The sequence below is a fragment of the Agromyces cerinus genome (assembly GCF_016907835.1).
GTDB classification, from domain to species: Bacteria; Actinomycetota; Actinomycetes; order Actinomycetales; family Microbacteriaceae; genus Agromyces; species Agromyces nitratus.
Map to the genome: position 1 here is coordinate 1,238,159 of NZ_JAFBCT010000001.1, position 19,967 is coordinate 1,258,125.

At 71.2% G+C, this 19,967-nt stretch carries 19 protein-coding genes; all 19 read left to right on the forward strand.

What is annotated here, in order from left to right; all coding sequences use genetic code 11:
- The first annotated feature begins 2 nt into the window (after positions 1–2).
- The 19 genes from pyrR (at position 3) to hisI (ending at position 19,951) form a co-directional block, all read left to right on the forward strand.
- A complete protein-coding gene (gene pyrR, locus JOE59_RS05630; protein ID WP_204459298.1) occupies positions 3–566 on the forward strand; it encodes a bifunctional pyr operon transcriptional regulator/uracil phosphoribosyltransferase PyrR in 564 nt (187 codons plus the stop codon).
- Positions 566–1,516: an aspartate carbamoyltransferase catalytic subunit gene (locus JOE59_RS05635; protein WP_204459299.1), complete on the forward strand. Its 951-nt coding sequence runs from the start codon at positions 566–568 to the stop codon at positions 1,514–1,516. Before pyrR ends, JOE59_RS05635 begins: the two co-directional genes overlap by 1 nt.
- A complete protein-coding gene (locus tag JOE59_RS05640) occupies positions 1,516–2,859 on the forward strand; it encodes a dihydroorotase (protein ID WP_204459300.1) in 1,344 nt (447 codons plus the stop codon). Before JOE59_RS05635 ends, JOE59_RS05640 begins: the two co-directional genes overlap by 1 nt.
- Positions 2,852–3,445 (forward strand): PH-like domain-containing protein, encoded by a 594-nt coding sequence (locus JOE59_RS05645; RefSeq protein ID WP_204459301.1) that lies wholly within the window; start codon positions 2,852–2,854, stop codon positions 3,443–3,445. The genes JOE59_RS05640 and JOE59_RS05645 overlap by 8 nt, the downstream gene beginning before the upstream one ends.
- The gene (carA, locus tag JOE59_RS05650) at positions 3,438–4,616 is read left to right on the forward strand and encodes a glutamine-hydrolyzing carbamoyl-phosphate synthase small subunit (RefSeq protein WP_204459302.1); all 1,179 of its coding nucleotides are present in this window, start codon (positions 3,438–3,440) and stop codon (positions 4,614–4,616) included. Before JOE59_RS05645 ends, carA begins: the two co-directional genes overlap by 8 nt.
- Positions 4,616–7,903, forward strand: coding sequence for a carbamoyl-phosphate synthase large subunit (gene carB, locus JOE59_RS05655; protein WP_204459303.1), 3,288 nt, complete (start codon positions 4,616–4,618; stop codon positions 7,901–7,903). Before carA ends, carB begins: the two co-directional genes overlap by 1 nt.
- Positions 7,900–8,778: an orotidine-5'-phosphate decarboxylase gene (pyrF, locus tag JOE59_RS05660; RefSeq protein WP_204459304.1), complete on the forward strand. Its 879-nt coding sequence runs from the start codon at positions 7,900–7,902 to the stop codon at positions 8,776–8,778. Before carB ends, pyrF begins: the two co-directional genes overlap by 4 nt.
- Positions 8,771–9,703, forward strand: coding sequence for a guanylate kinase (gmk, locus tag JOE59_RS05665; protein WP_307836964.1), 933 nt, complete (start codon positions 8,771–8,773; stop codon positions 9,701–9,703). Before pyrF ends, gmk begins: the two co-directional genes overlap by 8 nt.
- A 63-nt stretch (positions 9,704–9,766) precedes the next feature.
- A complete protein-coding gene (gene rpoZ, locus JOE59_RS05670) occupies positions 9,767–10,024 on the forward strand; it encodes a DNA-directed RNA polymerase subunit omega (RefSeq protein ID WP_056009287.1) in 258 nt (85 codons plus the stop codon).
- 13 nt (positions 10,025–10,037) lie between these two features.
- Positions 10,038–11,315 (forward strand): bifunctional phosphopantothenoylcysteine decarboxylase/phosphopantothenate--cysteine ligase CoaBC, encoded by a 1,278-nt coding sequence (gene coaBC, locus JOE59_RS05675; RefSeq protein ID WP_204459306.1) that lies wholly within the window; start codon positions 10,038–10,040, stop codon positions 11,313–11,315.
- A complete protein-coding gene (gene metK / locus JOE59_RS05680) occupies positions 11,312–12,505 on the forward strand; it encodes a methionine adenosyltransferase (protein ID WP_204459307.1) in 1,194 nt (397 codons plus the stop codon). The genes coaBC and metK overlap by 4 nt, the downstream gene beginning before the upstream one ends.
- A gap of 1 nt (position 12,506) precedes the next feature.
- Positions 12,507–14,465 carry a primosomal protein N' family DNA-binding protein gene (locus tag JOE59_RS05685; RefSeq protein WP_307836965.1) on the forward strand — a complete coding sequence of 653 codons (1,959 nt, stop codon included), beginning with the start codon at positions 12,507–12,509 and terminating at the stop codon, positions 14,463–14,465.
- 27 nt (positions 14,466–14,492) lie between these two features.
- Positions 14,493–15,428: a methionyl-tRNA formyltransferase gene (gene fmt / locus JOE59_RS05690; protein WP_204459308.1), complete on the forward strand. Its 936-nt coding sequence runs from the start codon at positions 14,493–14,495 to the stop codon at positions 15,426–15,428.
- Positions 15,425–16,891, forward strand: a complete 1,467-nt coding sequence (locus JOE59_RS05695; protein WP_204459309.1) for an RsmB/NOP family class I SAM-dependent RNA methyltransferase — start codon at positions 15,425–15,427, stop codon at positions 16,889–16,891. The genes fmt and JOE59_RS05695 overlap by 4 nt, the downstream gene beginning before the upstream one ends.
- A 39-nt stretch (positions 16,892–16,930) precedes the next feature.
- Entirely contained in the window at positions 16,931–17,593 is a 663-nt protein-coding gene (gene rpe / locus JOE59_RS05700) for a ribulose-phosphate 3-epimerase (protein WP_204459310.1), read from the forward strand.
- A 70-nt stretch (positions 17,594–17,663) separates the two neighbouring features.
- A complete protein-coding gene (locus JOE59_RS05705; protein WP_056650691.1) occupies positions 17,664–17,927 on the forward strand; it encodes a phosphoribosyl-ATP diphosphatase in 264 nt (87 codons plus the stop codon).
- Between the two features lie 44 nt (positions 17,928–17,971).
- Entirely contained in the window at positions 17,972–18,814 is an 843-nt protein-coding gene (gene hisG, locus JOE59_RS05710) for an ATP phosphoribosyltransferase (RefSeq protein WP_204459311.1), read from the forward strand.
- Between the two features lie 7 nt (positions 18,815–18,821).
- Positions 18,822–19,583 (forward strand): imidazole glycerol phosphate synthase subunit HisF, encoded by a 762-nt coding sequence (gene hisF, locus JOE59_RS05715; RefSeq protein ID WP_204459312.1) that lies wholly within the window; start codon positions 18,822–18,824, stop codon positions 19,581–19,583.
- A complete protein-coding gene (gene hisI, locus JOE59_RS05720; protein WP_204459313.1) occupies positions 19,580–19,951 on the forward strand; it encodes a phosphoribosyl-AMP cyclohydrolase in 372 nt (123 codons plus the stop codon). The genes hisF and hisI overlap by 4 nt, the downstream gene beginning before the upstream one ends.
- The last annotated feature ends 16 nt before the right edge of the window (positions 19,952–19,967 follow it).

Below are 19,967 nucleotides of genomic sequence, written 5' to 3' on the forward strand. Positions count from 1 at the left end.
GTTTGATGGCACGTGCCGTGCTCAGTCAAGCTGACATCTCGCGGGCGCTGACCCGCATCTCGCACGAGATCCTCGAGTCCAATCGTGGCAGTTCCGATCTCGTCATCCTCGGCATCCCGACCAGGGGCGTGATCCTCGCCCGTCGCATCGCCGAGAACATCGCACGCATCGAGCCCGACGCCGCGCCGCCGCCTGCAGGGGCGCTCGACGTCACGATGTACCGCGACGACCTCACTCGCACTCGCACGCGCACGCCGCAGCCCACAGAACTGCCGGCCGGCGGCATCGACGGCAAGACCGTCGTGCTCGTCGACGACGTGCTGTTCTCGGGGCGCACGATCCGGGCCGCATTCGACGCGCTGAACGACCTCGGCCGTGCCCGCGCGGTGCGGCTCGCGGTGCTCGTCGACCGGGGGCACCGGGAGTTCCCGATCCGGGCCGACTTCGTCGGCAAGAACCTGCCCAGCTCGACCAGGGAGCGCATCAACGTGCGCCTGACCGAGATCGACGGCGACGACGCCGTCGCGATCGACGACACCGTCGCTGCCGAGGGGGGCGAGGTCTGATGCGCCACCTGCTCAGCACCCGCGAGCTCTCCCGGGAGCAGGCCATCGAGATCCTCGACATCGCCGAGGACATGGCTGCCGTGCAGGAGCGCGAGGTCAAGAAGCTGCCGACGCTGCGCGGCAAGACGGTCGTGAACCTCTTCTTCGAGGACTCCACGCGAACCCGCATCTCGTTCGAGGCCGCCGCGAAGCGCCTCTCGGCCGATGTCATCAACTTCAGCGCCAAGGGGTCGAGCGTCTCGAAGGGCGAGAGCCTGAAGGACACCGCGCAGACCCTGCAGGCGATGGGTGCCGACGGCGTCGTCATCCGCCACCACGCTTCGGGCGCGCCGTACACGCTCGCGACGAGCGGATGGATCGATGCGGGCGTCGTCAACGCCGGCGACGGCACGCACGAGCACCCCACCCAGGCGCTGCTCGACGCCTTCACGATGCGCCGGCGCCTGCACGGCACGGCATCGCGCGGGCGCGCGCTCGACGGCGTGCACGTCGTCATCGTCGGCGACGTGCTGCACTCGCGTGTCGCGCGGTCGAACGTGTGGCTGCTCGCGACGCTCGGCGCGGAGGTCGAGCTCGTCGCTCCGCCGACCCTCGTGCCGGTCGACACCCGCACCTGGCCCGCCCGCGTCGGCTACGACCTCGATGCCGCCCTCAGCGGCACCCCCGATGTCGTCATGATGCTACGCATCCAGGCCGAGCGCATGAACGCGGCGTTCTTCCCGAACAGCCGCGAGTACGCGCGCACTTGGGGTCTCGACGACGCCAGGTTCGACGCGTTGCCCCCCAGTACGATGGTGATGCACCCCGGCCCGATGAATCGCGGGCTCGAGATCGCCGCCCGCGCCGCCGACTCCCAGCAGTCGACCGTGCGCGAGCAGGTTGCGAACGGAGTTTCAGTGAGAATGGCCGCCCTCTATCTGTTGATGTCCGGCGAACGGGGGGACGCCTGATGAGCGAGCGTTTCCTGATCACCGGCGCCACCCTCCCCGGTGGCGAGCGCGCCGACATCCTGCTCGACGGCGGCGTCATCGCCGGCGTCGGCAGCATCGCGGATGCCTCGGGCGCGACGGTCGTCGACGCCGACGGGCTCATCGCCCTTCCCGGTCTCGTCGACCTGCACACGCACCTCCGCGAGCCCGGCTACGAGCAGAGCGAGACGGTGCTGACCGGCACCCAGGCAGCTGCGGCCGGCGGCTTCACCGCGGTGTTCGCGATGGCGAACACGTTCCCGGTCGCCGACACGGCGGGCGTCGTGGAGCAGGAGGCGAGCCTCGGCCGTGCCGCCGGCTACGCGACGGTGCAGCCGATCGGCGCCGTGACCGTCGGGCTCAAGGGCGAACAGCTCGCCGAGCTCGGCGCGATGGCACGATCCCGGGCGAACGTGCGGGTCTTCTCCGACGACGGGTTCTGCGTCTCCGACCCGCTGCTCATGCGCCGCGCGCTCGAGTACGTCAAGGCCTTCGACGGTGTCATCGCCCAGCACGCGCAGGAGCCCCGGCTGACCGAGGGCGCGCAGATGAACGAGGGCGCTCTCTCCGGCGAGCTCGGGCTGACCGGCTGGCCCGCCGTCGCCGAGGAGTCGATCATCGCCCGCGACGTGCTCCTCGCCGAGCACGTCGGCTCGCGCCTGCACGTGTGCCACGTCTCCACCGCCGGATCCGTCGAGGTGATCCGCTGGGCCAAGGCCCGCGGCATCGACGTGACGGCCGAGGTGACGCCGCACCACCTGCTCCTCACCGAGGACCTCATCGCGGGCTACGACCCCCGGTTCAAGGTGAACCCGCCGCTGCGCCGTGCTGAAGACGTCGAGGCGCTGCGCGCTGCACTCGCCGACGGCACGATCGACATCGTCGCCACCGACCACGCTCCGCACCCGGTCGAGGCGAAGGAGAGCGAGTGGCAGGCCGCCGCCAACGGCATGGTCGGACTCGAGTCGGCCCTCGCCGTCGTGCACGCCGCCGTCGTCGAGACGGGCCTCATGAACTGGGCGGATGTCGCGCGCGTGATGTCGTCGACACCGGCGCGCATCGGCCGGTTGCACGGCCACGGCGAGTCGATCGCCGTGGGTGCCGCTCCCGAACTGACGCTGTACGACCCCGCCGCGGCATCCGAGTTCGACCTCGACCGGCTCGCCGGCCGCAGCACGAACTCGCCGTACCTCGGCCGTCGCCTGCCCGGGCGGGTCGTCGCGACGTTCCACGGCGGCTACCCGACCTTCCTCGACGGCGCGGTGCGCCCGCACGACGAGGTCGCCCGCAACGCGGCATCCGCTCAGGGGGCCGCGCATGGATAAGGTGATCGGCACCCTCGTCGCCGTCGCCGTCGTGGCGCTCGTCGGCTGGCTCATGTACCGCTCGTGGAAGCGGCGCACCGTGCGCGACGAGTCGCTCGGCTCGTACCCGGTGCCCGCCGCGCACGGCGCTCCGGTGGTCGATGCCGAGGTGCTCTATGTCGCGACCACCCCGCTCGGGGAGCCCCTCGAACGGCTCGCGGTGCACGGGCTCGCATTCCGCGGGTCCGGCCACCTCGAGGTGCTTCCCGAAGGCCTGATCCTCCGCATCGCGGGGGAGTCCCTGACGTTCATCCCGGCCGACCGCCTCGTCGGCGCGCAGCTCGCGAGCTACGCCATCGACCGCGGCGTCGAGCCCGAGGGCCTCATCGCCCTCACCTGGATCGCCCAGGAGCGGGGAGCGGCCGAACCCGTCGAACCCCGCGTCGACAGCTACGTGCGCGCCCGCTACCCGGGCGACCCGGCCAGGATCATCCAGGCCGTCAACGACATCGCCGCAGCGCCGCCCGCGCCGCGGCCGGAAGAAGACATCGCCGCAGCGCCAGCCGCGCCGCGGCCAGAGCAGGAGAGTGAGGCCTCGAATGACTGAGACCCCCGCAGGCACGAGCGAATCCGCCGTGCTCGTCCTCGAAGACGGACGCCGCTACGAAGGACGCGCCTACGGTGCGCGCGGCCGCACCCTCGGCGAAGCCGTCTTCGCCACCGGCATGACCGGCTACCAGGAGACGCTGACCGACCCGTCGTACGCCGGTCAGATCGTCATGATGACCGCGCCGCACATCGGCAACACGGGCATGAACGACGAGGACATGGAGTCGGCTCGCATCTGGGTGGCCGGCTTCATCGTGCGCGACCCCTCGCGAGTCGTCTCGAACTTCCGCTCGCAGCGGAGCCTCGACGACGATCTCGCCACCTCGGGCGTCGTCGGCATCAGCGGCATCGACACGCGAGCGCTCACGCGCCACCTCCGCTCGGCGGGCGCCATGCGCGCCGGCATCTTCTCGGGCGACGACGCGCTGCTCACCCCGGGCGAGCAGCTCGACCTCGTGCAGAGCGGCGCGGCGATGGCCGGCGCCAACCTGTCGGGCGCCGTCTCGACCACCGAGCCCTACACGCTGCCGGCCGAAGGCGAACGCGTCGGGTCCGTCGCGGTGCTCGACCTCGGCGTGAAGACCTCGACCCTGAAGTACCTCGCCGAGCGCGGCTTCGACGTCCACGTCGTCCCGCAGTCGATCACGGCCGAAGAGGTGCTCGCCCTCGCACCCGATGCGCTGTTCTTCTCGAACGGACCCGGCGACCCCGCGGCATCCGACCGCCATGTCGAACTGCTGCGCACGACGCTCCGAGAGGGGCTGCCGTACTTCGGCATCTGCTTCGGCAACCAACTGCTCGGGCGCGCGCTCGGCTTCGGCACCTACAAGCTGCCCTTCGGCCACCGCGGCATCAACCAGCCGGTGCTCGACAAGGCCACCGGCCGCGTCGAGATCACGGCGCACAACCACGGCTTCGCCGTGGACGCCCCCATCGACCGCGTGAGCGAGTCGAGTGAGGGCTTCGGCCGCGTCGAGGTCAGCCACTACGGCCTCAACGACAACGTGGTCGAGGGGCTCAACTGCCTCGACATCCCCGCGTTCAGCGTGCAGTACCACCCCGAGTCGGCGGCCGGCCCGCACGACGCGAACTACCTCTTCGACCGATTCCGCGACATGGTGATCGCGAACACGACGACGAGCACCGCGACCGAAGGAAGCAACGAGTAATGCCCAAGCGCGACGACATCAACAGCGTCCTCGTCATCGGATCCGGTCCGATCGTCATCGGACAGGCCGCCGAATTCGACTACTCGGGCACCCAGGCGTGCCGCGTGCTCCGCGAGGAGGGCGTGCGGGTCATCCTCGTGAACCCGAACCCGGCCACGATCATGACCGACCCCGACTTCGCCGACGCGACGTACATCGAGCCGATCACTCCCGAGATCATCGAGTCGATCATCATCAAGGAGAAGCCCGACGCGGTGCTCCCGACGCTCGGCGGTCAGACGGCGCTGAACGCCGCCATCGCGCTGCACGACGCGGGCATCCTCGAGAAGCACGGCGTCGAGCTCATCGGCGCGAAGGTCGACGCCATCCGCAAGGGCGAGGACCGCCAGCTCTTCAAGGACCTCGTGATCGAGGCCGGTGCGGGCGTCGCACGATCGCATGTCGCGAAGACGCTCGAGCAGGCGAAGGAGTTCGCCCTCGACCTCGGCTACCCGCTGGTCGTGCGCCCGTCGTTCACGATGGGCGGCCTCGGCTCGGGCTTCGCGTACACCGAGGAAGACCTCGTGCGCATCGTCACCCAGGGCCTGCACGACTCGCCCACGACCGAGGTGCTTCTCGAGGAGTCGATCCTCGGCTGGAAGGAGTACGAGCTCGAGCTCATGCGCGACACCGCCGACAACACGGTCGTCGTCTGCTCGATCGAGAACGTCGACCCCGTCGGCGTGCACACCGGCGACTCGATCACCGTGGCACCCGCGCTGACGCTGACCGACCGCGAGTTCCAGCACCTGCGCGACATCGGCATCGACATCATCCGCGCCGTCGGCGTCGACACGGGCGGCTGCAACATCCAGTTCGCCATCGACCCGGCCGACGGCCGCGTCATCGTGATCGAGATGAACCCGCGCGTCTCGCGCTCGAGCGCCCTCGCCTCGAAGGCCACCGGCTTCCCGATCGCGAAGATCGCCGCGAAGCTCGCCATCGGGTACCGCCTCGACGAGATCCCGAACGACATCACCCGGGTCACCCCGGCGTCGTTCGAGCCGACGCTCGACTACGTCGTCGTCAAGGTGCCCCGGTTCGCGTTCGAGAAGTTCCCGGCCGCCGACCCCACCCTCACGACCACCATGAAGTCGGTCGGCGAGGCCATGGCGATCGGCCGCAACTACGCGACCGCGCTGCAGAAGGCACTCCGCTCGCTCGAGAAGCGCGGCTCGTCGTTCCACTGGGGCGAAGAGGAGCGTTCGATCGAGGAGCTCCTCGAGGTGGCATCCGTGCCGACCGACGGCCGCATCGTCGTCGTGCAGCAGGCGCTCCGCAAGGGCGCCACGATCGAGCAGCTCTTCGAGGCGACGAAGATCGACCCGTGGTTCCTCGACCAGATCGTGCTCATCAACGAGGTCGCCGAGACCATCGCCTCGGCGGAGAACCTCGACACCGAGCTCCTGCTGCTCGCGAAGGACCACGGCTTCTCCGACGCGCAGATCGGCCAGCTGCGCGGCTTCGGCGAGGCCGACGCCCGCGAGGTGCGCCACATCCTCGGCATCCGCCCGGTCTACAAGACGGTCGACACGTGCGCGGGGGAGTTCCCGGCGCTCACGCCGTACCACTACTCGAGCTACGACCAGGAGACCGAGGTCGAGCCCAGCGACCGCCGCAAGGTGGTCATCCTCGGCTCGGGCCCGAACCGCATCGGCCAGGGTGTCGAGTTCGACTACTCGTGCGTGCACGCCTCGTTCGCCCTCTCGGCGGCGGGCTTCGAGACGATCATGATCAACTGCAACCCCGAGACGGTCTCGACCGACTACGACACGAGCGACCGGCTCTACTTCGAGCCGCTCACCCTCGAAGACGTGCTCGAGGTCATCCACGCCGAGTCGCAGTCGGGCGAACTCGTCGGTGTCGTCGTGCAGCTCGGCGGCCAGACGGCACTCGGCCTCGCGAAGGGCCTCGAAGCCGCCGGCATTCCGATCCTCGGCACAACTCCCGAGGCGATCGACCTCGCCGAAGAGCGCGGTCTCTTCTCCGGCATCCTCGACGCCGCGGGCCTGCTCGCACCGAAGAACGGCACTGCGACCGACCTCGCCGGCGCCGTGCACGTCGCGGAGGGCATCGGCTACCCCGTGCTCGTGCGACCGAGCTACGTGCTCGGCGGCCGCGGCATGGAGATCGTCTACGACTCGCCGTCGCTGGCCGACTACTTCGCACGGATCGAGGGTCAGGGCATCGTCGGCCCGACGCATCCGCTGCTCGTCGACCGCTTCCTCGACGACGCGATCGAGATCGACGTCGACGCGCTGTACGACGGCACCGACCTCTACATCGGCGGCGTCATGGAGCACATCGAGGAGGCCGGCATCCACTCCGGCGACTCGAGCTGCACCCTGCCGCCCGTGACCCTCGGCCGCGCCGAGGTCGACCGGGTCCGCGAGGCGACCCGTGCCATCGCCGAGGGCATCGGCGTGCGAGGCCTGCTGAACGTGCAGTTCGCGATCGGCGCCGGCGTGCTCTACGTGCTCGAAGCCAACCCGCGTGCGAGCCGCACCGTGCCCTTCGTCTCGAAGGCGCTCGGCATCCCGCTCGCGAAGGCCGCGTCGCGCATCATGGTCGGCGCGACCGTCGCCGAGCTGATCGACGAGGGCATGCTCCCGGCGTCCGACGGCTCGCGAGTGCCGCTCGACGCGCCGGTCGCCGTGAAGGAGGCCGTGCTGCCCTTCCACCGCTTCCGCACCCGCGAGGGACTCGTCGTCGATTCCGTGCTCGGCCCCGAGATGCGCTCGACGGGCGAGGTCATGGGCATCGACAAGGACTTCCCGACCGCGTTCGCGAAGAGCCAGCTCGCCGCATACGGCGGCATGCCGCTCTCGGGCACCGTGTTCGTCTCCGTCTCCGATCGCGACAAGCGCGCGATCATCCTGCCCGCGCTGCGGATGCAGCAGCTCGGCTACGACATCGCCGCGACCGAGGGCACCGCCGAGGTGCTGCGGCGCAACGGCATCCGTGCGAAGGAAGTGCTGAAGTTCAGCGAGAAGACGAGCGAGGACGCGGCATCCGTGGTCGAGCTCATCAACCGCGGAGAGATCGACGTCGTCGTGAACACGCCGAGCGGGCGTTCGTCCCGCGCCGACGGCTACGAGATCCGCGCAGCGGCCGTCGCGTCCGACATCCCGCTGTTCACGACGATCGCAGAACTCTCGGCGGCTGTGGCGTCGCTCGACGTGCAGCGCGAGGGCTTCGAGGTCACGAGCCTCCAGGAGTACGGACTCCGTCGGGAGGCGAACGCATGACCGACGTGACTCCGTTCGGCGACCGGCTCGAAGCCGTCTTCGCGGCCTACGGCAGGCTCTGCGTCGGCATCGACCCGCACGCATCGCTCCTCGACCAGTGGGGACTTCCCGACTCGGCCGATGGCGTGCGCGAGTTCGGACTGCGCACCGTCGACGCCGCCGCTGGGCGCGTCGGCATCGTCAAGCCGCAGGTGGCGTTCTTCGAGCGCCATGGCGCCGCGGGCTACGCGGCGCTCGAGCGGGTGCTCGCCGAGGCCCGCGATGCCGGTCTGCTCGTGATCGCCGACGTGAAGCGCGGCGATCTCGACACCAGCGTCGCGGCGTACGGTCAGGCCTGGTTGTCGCCGGGATCGACCCTCGAGGCCGACGCGATGACGATCAGCGCCTACCAGGGGCTCGGCTCGATCGCGGGCGTGCTCGAAGCCGCCGAGCGGGCGGGCAAGGGCGCGTTCGTGCTGGCCGCGACCTCGAACCCCGAGGCCGCCGCGATCCAGCGCGCCGTGCTGCAGCAGTCGAGCCGCGCCGGCTCCACCGTCGCCCAGGCCATCACGGGCGGGGTCATCGCCTGGAACCAGGGGCGAGCGGATGCCGCGAACCGGCCTCTCGGCTCCGTCGGCGTCGTGCTCGGCGCGACCATCGACCTGCGCAGCTCGGGCATCGACCTCGACGTGGATCCGCCGCGGCCGGGGCTGCCGGTGCTGGCACCCGGATTCGGACATCAGGGCGCCGAACTCCGCGACCTCCGGTCGATCTACGGGTCGCTCGCTGCCGGCGTCATCGTGAGCGAGTCGCGGTCGATCCTCGGTGCAGGGCCCGATGGTCTCGCCGAGGCCATCACGCGCCGCGTGGGCGAGGTCGGAGCGACGAGTGTCTGAGCAGACGACCGTTCCCGGGACCACACGCCCGTCGCCGCCCGATGTCGATCGAGTGGCTGCATCCCGTGCCGCGGTTGCGGCGCGACGCGCTCGCGCGACCGTCAAGTCCGCGATCGCGGCCGGTTCGCGAAGCCCGCTCGACGTGCTGCGCGAGGCCTTCGAATCGCCCGACGGAGTCGAGGGGCGCCTCCGCGTCACCGAGTTCCTCACCTCGATCCCCGCGATCGGGCAGACGAAGTCGGCGCGCATCATGGAGGAGCTCGAGATCTCGCCGTCGAAGCGCCTCGGCGGCCTCGGCCGGCTGCAGCGCCGGCGTCTCCGCGAGTTCCTCGCGGACTGGGTCGCCGCCCATGGCGGCACGGGAGACCGACTCGTCGTGCTCGCCGGACCGACCGCGGTCGGCAAGGGCACCGTCGCCGAGTACATCCGGCGCCACCACCCCGATGTGCGCCTCTCGGTCTCGGCGACGACGCGTCAGCCGCGGCCCGGCGAGGTCGAGGGCGAGAGCTACTTCTTCGTCGACGACGCCGAGTTCGACCGCATGGTCGAGGCCGGCGAACTCCTCGAGTGGGCGACCGTGCACAACGCGTCGCGTTACGGCACTCCGCGGAAGGCCGTCGAGGAGGCGATCGCCGCCGGCAACAGCGTGCTGCTCGAGATCGACATCCAGGGTGCACGGTCCGTTCGCCGCGCCGCGCCCGAGGCGACGCTCGTCTTCCTGCTGCCGCCGAGCTGGGACGAACTCGTGCGACGTCTGGTCGGCCGCGGCACCGAAAGCCCGGCCGAACAGCAGCGCCGACTCGAGACCGCGAAGGTCGAATTGGCCGCCATCGAGGAGTTCGACCACCAGGTCGTGAACCACGACGTCGCCGAAGCGGCGCAGGAGGTCGTAGACTTGATGAGATCTCGCAAGGGTCGGCGTTGAGCTGCCCTCGCCACGACTTTCCGCGCACTGCGGGTGCGCACCCACGATCTAAGGAGTCATTCCATGGCTGAGAAGCTGTCCGGCATCATCGATCCGCCCATCGACGACCTGCTCTCCAAGGTCGACTCGAAGTACCAGCTGGTCATCTTCGCGTCCAAGCGCGCGCGCCAGATCAACGACTACTACGCCGACCTGCACGAGGGCAGCCTCTTCGACAACGTCGGCCCGCTCGTGGACTCCTCGATCGACGACAAGCCGTTGTCGGTCGCGATGCACGAGATCAACGAAGACAAGCTCCGGCTCCGCCCGATCGCCGAGTGATCCGGAGGGCCGGATGACTCGGCTCAACGTCGTCGTCGGCATCACCGGCGGCATCGCCGCGTACAAGGCCGTCGGTGTCGTGCGCGCGCTCGTGTTCGCCGGCCACGACGTGCACGTCGTGCCGACCGAGGGCGCACTGCGCTTCGTCGGTCGGCCGACGCTCGAGGCGATCTCGCGCAACCCGGTGCACACCGAGTTGTACGAGGGAGTCGCCGAGGTGCGGCACGTCGCCATCGGGCAGGCGGCCGACCTCATCGTCATCGCCCCCGCGACCGCGAACTCGATCGCGAAGCTCGCGACGGGGCTCGCCGACGACCTGCTCGGCAACACGCTGCTCGCGAGCGAGGCGCCCGTCGTCATCGCACCGGCCATGCACACCGAGATGTGGCGGCACCCCGCCACTCGGGCGAACGTCGAGACGCTCCGTTCGCGCGGCGTCACGATCGTGGGGCCTGCAGTCGGGCAGCTCACCGGTGCCGACAGCGGCCCCGGTCGCATGGAGGAGCCCGACGAGATCGTTCGGGTCGCACTCGAACGCGTGCTGGGTGAGGGCGTCGGCGCCGCGGCATCCGTTCGTCGCGCCGATCTTGCGGGTCGCCACGTCGTGGTGAGCGCGGGCGGCACGCGCGAGCCCCTCGATCCCGTGCGCTTCCTCGGCAACCGCTCCAGCGGCAAGCAGGGCATCGCGATCGCCGAGGCCGCTCGCGAGCGCGGCGCGCACGTCACGCTCATCGCCGCGAACCTCGAGGTCGCCGAGCCCGAGGGCTGCGACATCCGCCGTGTCTCGACCGCGCTCGAGCTGCAGGCCGCGGTGACCGAGGCCGCCAACGGCGCCGATGTCGTCGTGATGGCCGCCGCGGTCGCCGACTACCGGCCGGCAAGCGTGAGCGAGGGCAAGATCAAGAAGGATGCGAGCGACGACGGGCTGACGCTCGAACTCGTGCGCAACCCCGACATCCTCGCGGGTCTCGGCCACGCGCCGCATCCGGGTACGTTGCTGGTCGGCTTCGCAGCCGAGACCGAGCCCGACGACGACCGGATCATCGCGCTCGGCCGCGCCAAGCGCGAGGCGAAGGGCGCCGACCTGCTCGTCGTCAACCGCGTCGGCTGGAACGAGGGCTTCGCGAGCGACGAGAACCAGGTCGTCGTGATCGGCCGGGACGGCGATGTCGTCACACGAGCACACGGAACGAAACAGTCGGTGGCGCATGACATCCTCGATGTGGTGGTCACGGAAGTGACCGCCGTCACCACCGCGACGACCTCGAAGGAACACGAGCCCACCACATGAGCGCACTCCGCCGCTTCACGTCCGAGTCCGTCACCGAGGGGCACCCCGACAAGCTCTGCGACCAGATCTCCGACTCGATCCTCGACGCGCTGCTGCGCGAAGACCCGCACAGCCGGGTCGCCGTCGAGACCCTCGTGACGACCGGCCTCGTGCACGTCGCGGGCGAGGTCACCACGAGCGGCTACGTCGAGATCCCGGCGATCGTGCGCGAGCGCGTCACCTCCATCGGCTACGACTCCTCCGACGCGTGGTTCGACGGGCGCTCGTGCGGCGTCTCGGTGTCGATCGGCGGCCAGTCGCCCGACATCGCCCAGGGCGTCGACCATGCATTCGAGTCCCGTGAGGGTTCGAGCATCGACGCGCTCGACATGCAGGGCGCCGGCGACCAGGGCATCATGTTCGGCTACGCCACGCGCGAGACCCCCGAGCTCATGCCCGTGCCGATCTGGCTCGCGCACCGCCTCGCCGAGCGGCTCTCGGCCGTGCGCAAGAACGGCGAGCTCGACTACCTGCGACCCGATGGCAAGACCCAGGTGACGATCGGCTACGACGGCCAGGTGCCGAAGACGGTCGAGACGGTCGTGCTCTCGACGCAGCACACGCTCGCGGTGTCGACCGAGCAGCTCCGTGCCGAGGTCGAAGAGCTCGTGATCCGCCCGGTGCTCGACATGGTCGAGCTCGCCCGGCCCGACCTCGACGTGCTCATCAACCCCACCGGTCGCTTCGAGATCGGCGGCCCGCAGGGCGACGCCGGCCTCACCGGCCGCAAGATCATCATCGACACCTACGGCGGTGCGAGCCGGCACGGCGGTGGCGCCTTCAGCGGCAAGGACCCGTCGAAGGTCGACCGCTCGGCGGCGTATGCGATGCGCTGGGTCGCGAAGAACGCCGTCGCGGCGGGCCTCGCGGATCGTCTCGAACTGCAGGTGGCGTACGCCATCGGCAAGGCGGCGCCCGTTGGGCTCTACGTCGAGACCTTCGGCACCGGCGCGCTGCCCGACGAGCAGATCACCGCCGCGATCCGCGAGGTGTTCGACCTGCGACCGGCGGCCATCATCCGCGATCTCGACCTGCTGCGGCCGATCTACGCCCAGACGGCGAGCTACGGCCACTTCGGGCGCGAGCTGCCCGACTTCACCTGGGAGCGCCTCGACCGCGTCGACGACCTCCGCTCCGCTTCCGGGCTCTGACGTGGCAGGCGGCTCCGTCGCCCGCGTGCTCGTCGATTCGCCCCTGCCGCAACTCGACCAGCTCTTCGACTACGCCGTGCCCGAACGGCTCCGCGAGGCCGCGGTCGCCGGGGTGCGCGTGCGCGTTCCGCTGCGTTCGGGCGGGCGCATCGCCAACGGATGGCTCGTCGAAGTCGTCTCGACGAGCGAGTTCGAGGGGCGCCTCAGCGAGCTCGAGGACATCGTCTCCGAGGTGCCACTGCTGATGCCCGAGGTGTGGGCACTGGCGCGGGCCGCTGCCGATCGGGCGGCCGGCAACGCCGGCGACATCCTGCGGGTGGCCATCCCGAGCCGCTACGTGCGGGCCGAGCGCGCATGGCGTGCGGCAGAACCTGACGCGGGTGACCTGCCCGGGCCGGCCGCGCCGATTCCCGGGTACGAGCCCGGCCGCTTCGAGACGGGCATCGATGCGGGGGAGCGCATGGCCCTCGCCGCAGATCCCCGGCCGGTGCTGCTCTCGTCGGGCGAGTGGGTCGGTGCATGGGCGGCAACCCTTGCGGCGGCCGCCGCGCACACGCTCGCGGCCGACCGCTCGAGCCTCGTCATCGTGCCCGACTACCGCGATCAGGAGCAGCTGCAGGCGGCGCTCGCCGATCGCGTCGACCCGAGACGGGTGCTCCGCACCGACGCCCGGCAGACCGGAGGTGAACGGTTCCGCGCGTTCCTCGACGCCACCGGCACCGACGCACGCATCGTCATCGGCAACCGCTCGACCGTCTACGCCCCGGCGTCGAGGCTCGGCCTCATCGCGATCTGGGACGACGGCGATTCGCTCCAGAACGAGCAGCTGGCGCCGGGCGTGCATCCCCGCGATGCCGCCCTCATCCGTCAGGAGCAGTCGGGCGCCGCCCTGCTCTTCGTCGGCCACAGCCGCAGCGTCGAGGTCGAACGGCTCGTCGAGATCGGCTGGGTTCACGAGGTGCCCGCCGTCAGACATGTGCGACCCAAGGTCATCCCGACCGAGCAGCAGGCGTCACCCGAGCCCGGATCGGCGCGCATCCCGTCGAGCGCCTGGCGTGCGGCGCAGCAGGCACTCCTCGATGGGCCGGTGCTCGTGCAGGTCGCGCGACCCGGTCACGCTCCGATGCTCACGTGCGACCGCTGCCGGGAACCGGCGCGCTGCGCGGCGTGCGGCGGCGCACTGGTCGTGCCGCGTAGCGGCGGCGACCCGCGGTGCGTGCTGTGCGGCACGAGTGCGAGCACCTGGCGGTGCCCGGTCTGCGAGGCGACGAAGCTGCGCGCGGCGACGGTGGGGGCGAGCCGCACCGCCGAAGAGCTCGGCCGCGCGTTCCCGAATGCCCGCGTCATCCTCTCCGACGGCGAGCGGCCGGTGCTGAAGGTCGGCGCCGAGCCTGCCCTCGTCGTCGCGACCCGCGGCGCCGAACCCGTCGCCGACGGCGGCTACCGTGCCGTGCTCCTGCTCGACGGCGAGCGGATGCTGCTGCGCGAGTCCCTTCGCGTCGCCGAAGACTGCCTGCGCTGGTGGGCCAACGCGGCGGCGCTCGCAGCTCCCGGTTCGCCGATCTACCTGGTCGGGGTGGCGGGCGCACTCGCGCAGTCGCTGGCGTCGTGGCGGCTCGCGGAGTGGGCAAGCGGCGAGCTCGCGAGCCGACGGGCGCTGCGATTCCCGCCCGCGGTGCGTGTGGCGAGTGTGACGGCGGCGCCCGTCCTGGTCGCCAAGGCGCTCGACGCGGTGCGCGACGCCGCACCCGGTGTCGACTCGCTCGGCCCGGTTCCGGCCGACGAGGGACTCGAGCGCGGCATCGTGCGGTTCGACTACGCCGCCGGCGCCGCGGTCGCCAAAGCCCTTCGGGCCGAGATGATCCGGGTCGCGACCGAGCGTCGGCGCCCGGTCGCCGGGCAGCCGCCGAAGCGGCCGGCGGTGCTGCGCGTGCGCTTCGACGATCCCGAGGTCCCGTAGTCGGCGCGTCGTCGGCGACAATGGAGTGTGCAGAAGCTCCGCATCGTCTTCGCCGGCACTCCTGCCGTCGCCATCCCGTCGCTCGAACGTCTCGCGGCGAGCGGCCATGACCTCGTCGGCGTCGTCACCCGGCAGCCCGCCCCGCTCGGGCGCAAGCGCGTACTGACCCCCTCGCCCGTTGCACAGGCGGCGGCCGATCTCGGCATGCCGCTCATCGAGGCGAACCGGCTCGACGCGGATGCCACGGCGCGGATCGCCGCCCTCGAGCCCGACCTCGGCGTCATCGTCGCCTACGGCGGCCTCGTGCGCGAGCCCCTGCTGTCGACTCCGGTCCACGGCTGGATCAACCTGCACTTCTCGCTGCTGCCCGCCTGGCGCGGTGCGGCACCGGTGCAGCACTCGCTCATCGCGGGCGACACCGTCGCCGGGGCATCCGTGTTCCAGCTGGTGCCCGAGCTCGACGCGGGCGACGTGTTCGCCGAGCTGCGGCATCCGCTACAGGGCGATGAGACGGCCGGAGTGTTGCTCGGCGACCTCGCGGTTTCCGGAGCCGGGCTGCTCGCCGAGGTGGTCGATGCCATCGCCGACGGCTCGGCGCGCGCGGTGCCGCAGGCCGGTGAGGCGAGCCTGGCCCCGAAGCTCTCGATCGACGATGCCCGTCTCGACTGGTCGCGGCCCGCGAACGAGGTGCGCGCCCGATTCCGCGGCGTGACGCCCGAACCCGGCGCCTGGACGACGATCGACGAGCAGCGGGTGAAGCTCCTCGAGCTCAGTGCTCCTGCAGACGGCGACGAGATCCCCGCACTCGCGCCGGGCGAACTCGTGCTCTCGGCCCGCCGAGTGCTCATCGGCACCGGCACGACTCCGCTCGAGCTGCGCCGGGTGCAACCGGCCGGCAAGCCGGCGATGGACGCCGGCGACTGGTGGCGCGGCTCCGGCCGCACCACGGCGGTGGCACGATGAACGGCGGTCGCGGCGGCAACGCCGGTGGAGGAGGCCAGCGCCGGAGCGGCGGGGGAGCTTCGAACCGCCCAGTACAGGCCCGCCCCACGCAGGCCCGCATCGCCCCCGCGCGCATCGTCGCCGTCGAGGTGCTCGAGGCCGTGCGGGCCGACGAGGCCTACGCGAACCTCCTCCTCCCCACGCGCATCCGTCGCGCCGGACTCGACCGGGCCGACGCCGCCTTCGCGACCGAGCTGACCTACGGCACGCTCCGCATGCAGGGCTTCTACGACCGGGTCATCGAGCTCGCGGCGAACCGGCCGGCCTCCGCGATCGACCCCGCGGTGCTCGACGTGCTCCGGCTCGGTGCGCACCAGCTGCTGGCCACCCGCGTCGCCACGCACGCCGCGGTCAACGAGCAGGTCGAGCTCGCGCGACGCGTCGCCCCGAAGGCGGCGGGGTTCGCGAACGCCGTGCTTCGCACGATCTCGCGCACGTCCGCCGAGGAGTGGCGCGAACGCGTCGCCGAAGGCGCGGGCAGTGAAGACGCTCGCCTCGCGGCGGTCACGAGCCACCCCGAATGGATCGTGCGGGCGCTCCGCACCGCCCTCGATCACGAGGGCCGGGCCGATGAACTCGAGCAGCTGCTCGACGCCGACAACGCCTCGCCGCGCGTGAACCTCGCCGTGCTGCCGGGCCTCGACGTCGACACCGACGCCATCGAGGGACTCGAACCCGACCGGTTCTCGCCGATCGGCGCGGTCGCCGACGATCCGATCGCAGCGGCCGAGCGTTCCGGCGGCCGCATCCGCGTGCAGGACGAAGGCTCCCAGCTCGCCGCGCTGGCGCTCAGCCGCGCCGAACCGGTTCGCCCGGGGGAGCGGTGGCTCGACCTGTGCGCCGGCCCCGGCGGCAAGACCGCGGTGCTCGCGGCCGAGGCGCTCGCGGGCGGCGCGGTGCTCGCGGCGAACGAGACGGTGCCCGCTCGCGCCGAACTCGTGCGCAACGCGATCGTGGGCGTGCCGCTCGACGTCGAGGTGCACGTCGGCGACGGCCGGCAGCTCGACCTCGAGGCGCTCGGCGCACCGGGCGGCTTCGACCGGATCCTGCTCGACGCCCCGTGCACCGGGCTCGGCGCGCTCCGCCGCCGCCCCGAGGCGCGCTGGCGCAAGGCCCCATCGGATGTCGCCGAGCTCACGAAGCTCCAGGGGCAGCTGTTCGACAGCGCCTTCGCAGCGCTCGCGCCCGGCGGCATCCTCGCCTACGTGACCTGCTCGCCGCACACCGCCGAGACCCACGGCACCCTCGCCGCGGCGCTCCGCAGGGCGGGTGACACGGCGGAGCAGCTCGACACGCGCGCCGTGATCGAAGGGCTGTCGCGGCATCCGCTCGACCTCGCCGGCGCGCCCGAGACCGTGCAGCTCTGGCCGCACCGGCACGGCACCGACGCGATGTTCGTCGCCCTCGTGCGGAAGCGGGCCTGAGCGACCGGCGACACCGCCGACCCTCGATAGGGTGGCTGCATGACGACGCGGATCAACCCGAGCATCCTCGCTGCCGACTTCGCGAACCTCGAGCACGAGCTCGGGCGCATCGCGAGCGCCGACCTCGTGCACGTCGACGTCATGGACAACCACTTCGTGCCGAACCTGACGTTCGGCCCGCAGATGGTGGGGCGCCTGCAGCAGGTCAGCCCGATTCCGCTCGACGTGCACCTCATGATCTCCGACGTCGATCGCTGGGCTCCGGGATACGCCGAACTCGGCGCATTCTCGGTCACCTTCCACGCCGAGGCCACCGATGAGCCGGTGGCCCTCGCGCGCCGACTCCGCGAGATCGGCGCTCGCGCCGGCATCGCGCTGAAGCCGGGCACCGATGTCGAGCCCTACCTCGAGCTGCTGCCCGAGTTCGACCAGGTGCTCGTGATGACCGTCGAGCCAGGCTTCGGCGGGCAGTCGTTCATGCACGAGACGATGCCGAAGCTCGAGCGCCTCTCACGCGTGGTGCGGGAGACCGGCCTCGACGTCTGGCTCCAGGTCGACGGCGGCATCTCGCTCGATACGATCGGCATCGCCGCAGAGGCCGGGGCCGACACCTTCGTCGCCGGATCGGCGGTCTTCGGGGCAGAAGTGCCCGCCGAGCGCATCGCCGCCCTTCGTGACGCCGCGATCGTGCACCGGCACTGACCGGAACGCTTCGTGACGCCGCAGGAGCCCACCGGCATGGCAGGGCTCCTGTCACCGGTAGTCTTGACGGGTGAAGACCTTCGACGAGCTGTTCATCGAGCTCGCTGACAGAGCCGCCACCCGCCCCGAGGGCTCAGGCACCGTGCGCGAGCTCGACGCCGGCGTGCACGCCATCGGCAAGAAGATCGTCGAGGAGGCTGCCGAGGTGTGGATGGCCGCCGAGTACCAGAGCGACGACGAGACGGCCGAAGAGATCTCCCAGCTGCTGTACCACCTGCAGGTGCTGATGCTGGCGAAGGGGCTCTCGCCCGCCGACGTGTATCGACATCTCTAATCACGCCCATGGCCGATCAGAACCGTCGACACGAAAGTCAGGAAATGCTCCGAATCGCCGTGCCCAACAAGGGCTCGCTTGCTGAAACCGCCGCGCAGATGCTGTGGGAGGCCGGGTACACCGGTCGCCGCGACCCGCGCGACCTGCACACCGCCGACCCGCGCAACGGGGTCGAGTTCTTCTACCTCCGCCCGCGCGACATCGCCACGTACGTCGGCTCCGGCGCCCTCGACGTCGGCATCACGGGTCGCGACCTCCTGCTCGATTCGGGCTCGGATGCCTCCGAGATCGCGCCGCTCGGATTCGGCGACTCGACCTTCCGCTTCGCCGGCCCGGCGGGCGCGTTCACCGAACTCGCCGGCCTCGAGGGCGTTCGGGTGGCCACGAGCTACCCGGGTCTCGTCGGCGACTTCCTCGCCGGCCACGGCGTGGCCCCGGCGAAGCTCGTGAAGCTCGACGGTGCCGTCGAGTCGGCGGTGCGCCTCGGGGTGGCCGATGCCGTCGCCGACGTGGTGTCGACTGGCTCGACGCTCCGTCAGGCCGGCCTCGAGATCTTCGGCCCGGTCATCCTCGAATCCGAGGCGGTGCTCATCGGCTCCGGCGTCGACAAGCCGGGCGCGGCGACGCTGCTCCGGCGCCTGCAGGGAGTGCTCGTCGCCCGCCAGTACGTGCTGCTCGACTACGACGTGCCGCTCGAGCACCTCGAGCGCGCGACCGCTGCGGCGCCGGGATTCGAGTCGCCCACGGTCTCGCCGCTGCACGACCCCGAGTGGGTCGCCGTGCGGGTCATGATCCCGCGCGTCGACATGAACCACGTCATGGACGAACTGTACGAGCTCGGCGCGAGGGCGATCCTCGTCAGCGCCATCCACGCGGCCCGGTTGTGAGGCGCGCATGTCACTCGCCGTCCGTGTGATCCCGTGTCTCGACGTGGCTGCCGGCCGCGTCGTGAAGGGCGTGAACTTCCAGAACCTGCGTGACGCGGGCGACCCCGTCGAGCTCGCCGCCCGCTATGCCGAACAGGGCGCCGACGAACTCACGTTCCTCGACGTCACCGCCACCGTCGACGACCGCTCGACGACGTACGACATGGTGCAGCGGGTCGCCGAACAGGTGTTCATCCCGCTCACCGTGGGCGGCGGCATCCGCTCGACCGACGACGTCGCGCGCCTGCAGGGCCACGGCGCCGACAAGGTCGGCGTCAACAGCGCCGCGATCGCGCGCCCTGCGCTCATCGGCGAGATCGCCGACCGATTCGGCGCGCAGGTGCTCGTGCTCTCGCTCGACGTGAAGCGCTCCGACCGCACGCCGTCGGGCTTCGTGGTCACGACCCACGGCGGTCGCACCGAGACCGACCTCGACGCGCTCGAATGGGCCCGCCGCGGCATCGAACTCGGCGCCGGCGAGCTGCTCGTCAACTCGATCGACGCCGACGGCACGAAGACCGGCTTCGACCTCGAACTCACCGCGCTCATGCACGAGCTCTCGACCGTGCCCGTCATCGCCTCGGGCGGTGCCGGCGCGGTGGCCGACTTCCCGCCCGCGATCGCGGCGGGGGCCGACGCGGTGCTCGCGGCCTCGGTGTTCCACAACGGCGAGCTGACCATCGGCGAGGTCAAGGCCGCGCTGGCGGCCGACGGGAGGATCGTGCGATGACCACCGAATCGACGGTCGACGAGGCGCTCGGGCGCGCGGTCTTCAACGCCGACGGGCTGCTGCCCGCCGTCATCCAGCAGTGGGACACCGGCGAGATGCTGATGCTCGGTTGGATGGACCGCGAGGCGCTGCGCCGCACGCTGACCGAGGGGCGGGTGACCTTCTGGTCGCGCTCCCGCCAGGAGTACTGGCGCAAGGGCGACACCTCGGGCCACGCGCAGTACGTGCGCTCGGCGGCGCTCGACTGCGACGCCGACACGCTGCTCGTGCGCGTCGAGCAGATCGGCGCCGCCTGCCACACCGGCACCCGCACCTGCTTCGACGGCGACCCGATCGCCGTGACCCCCGGATTCCCGCCCGCCGACTGACGACGAGGAGCACACG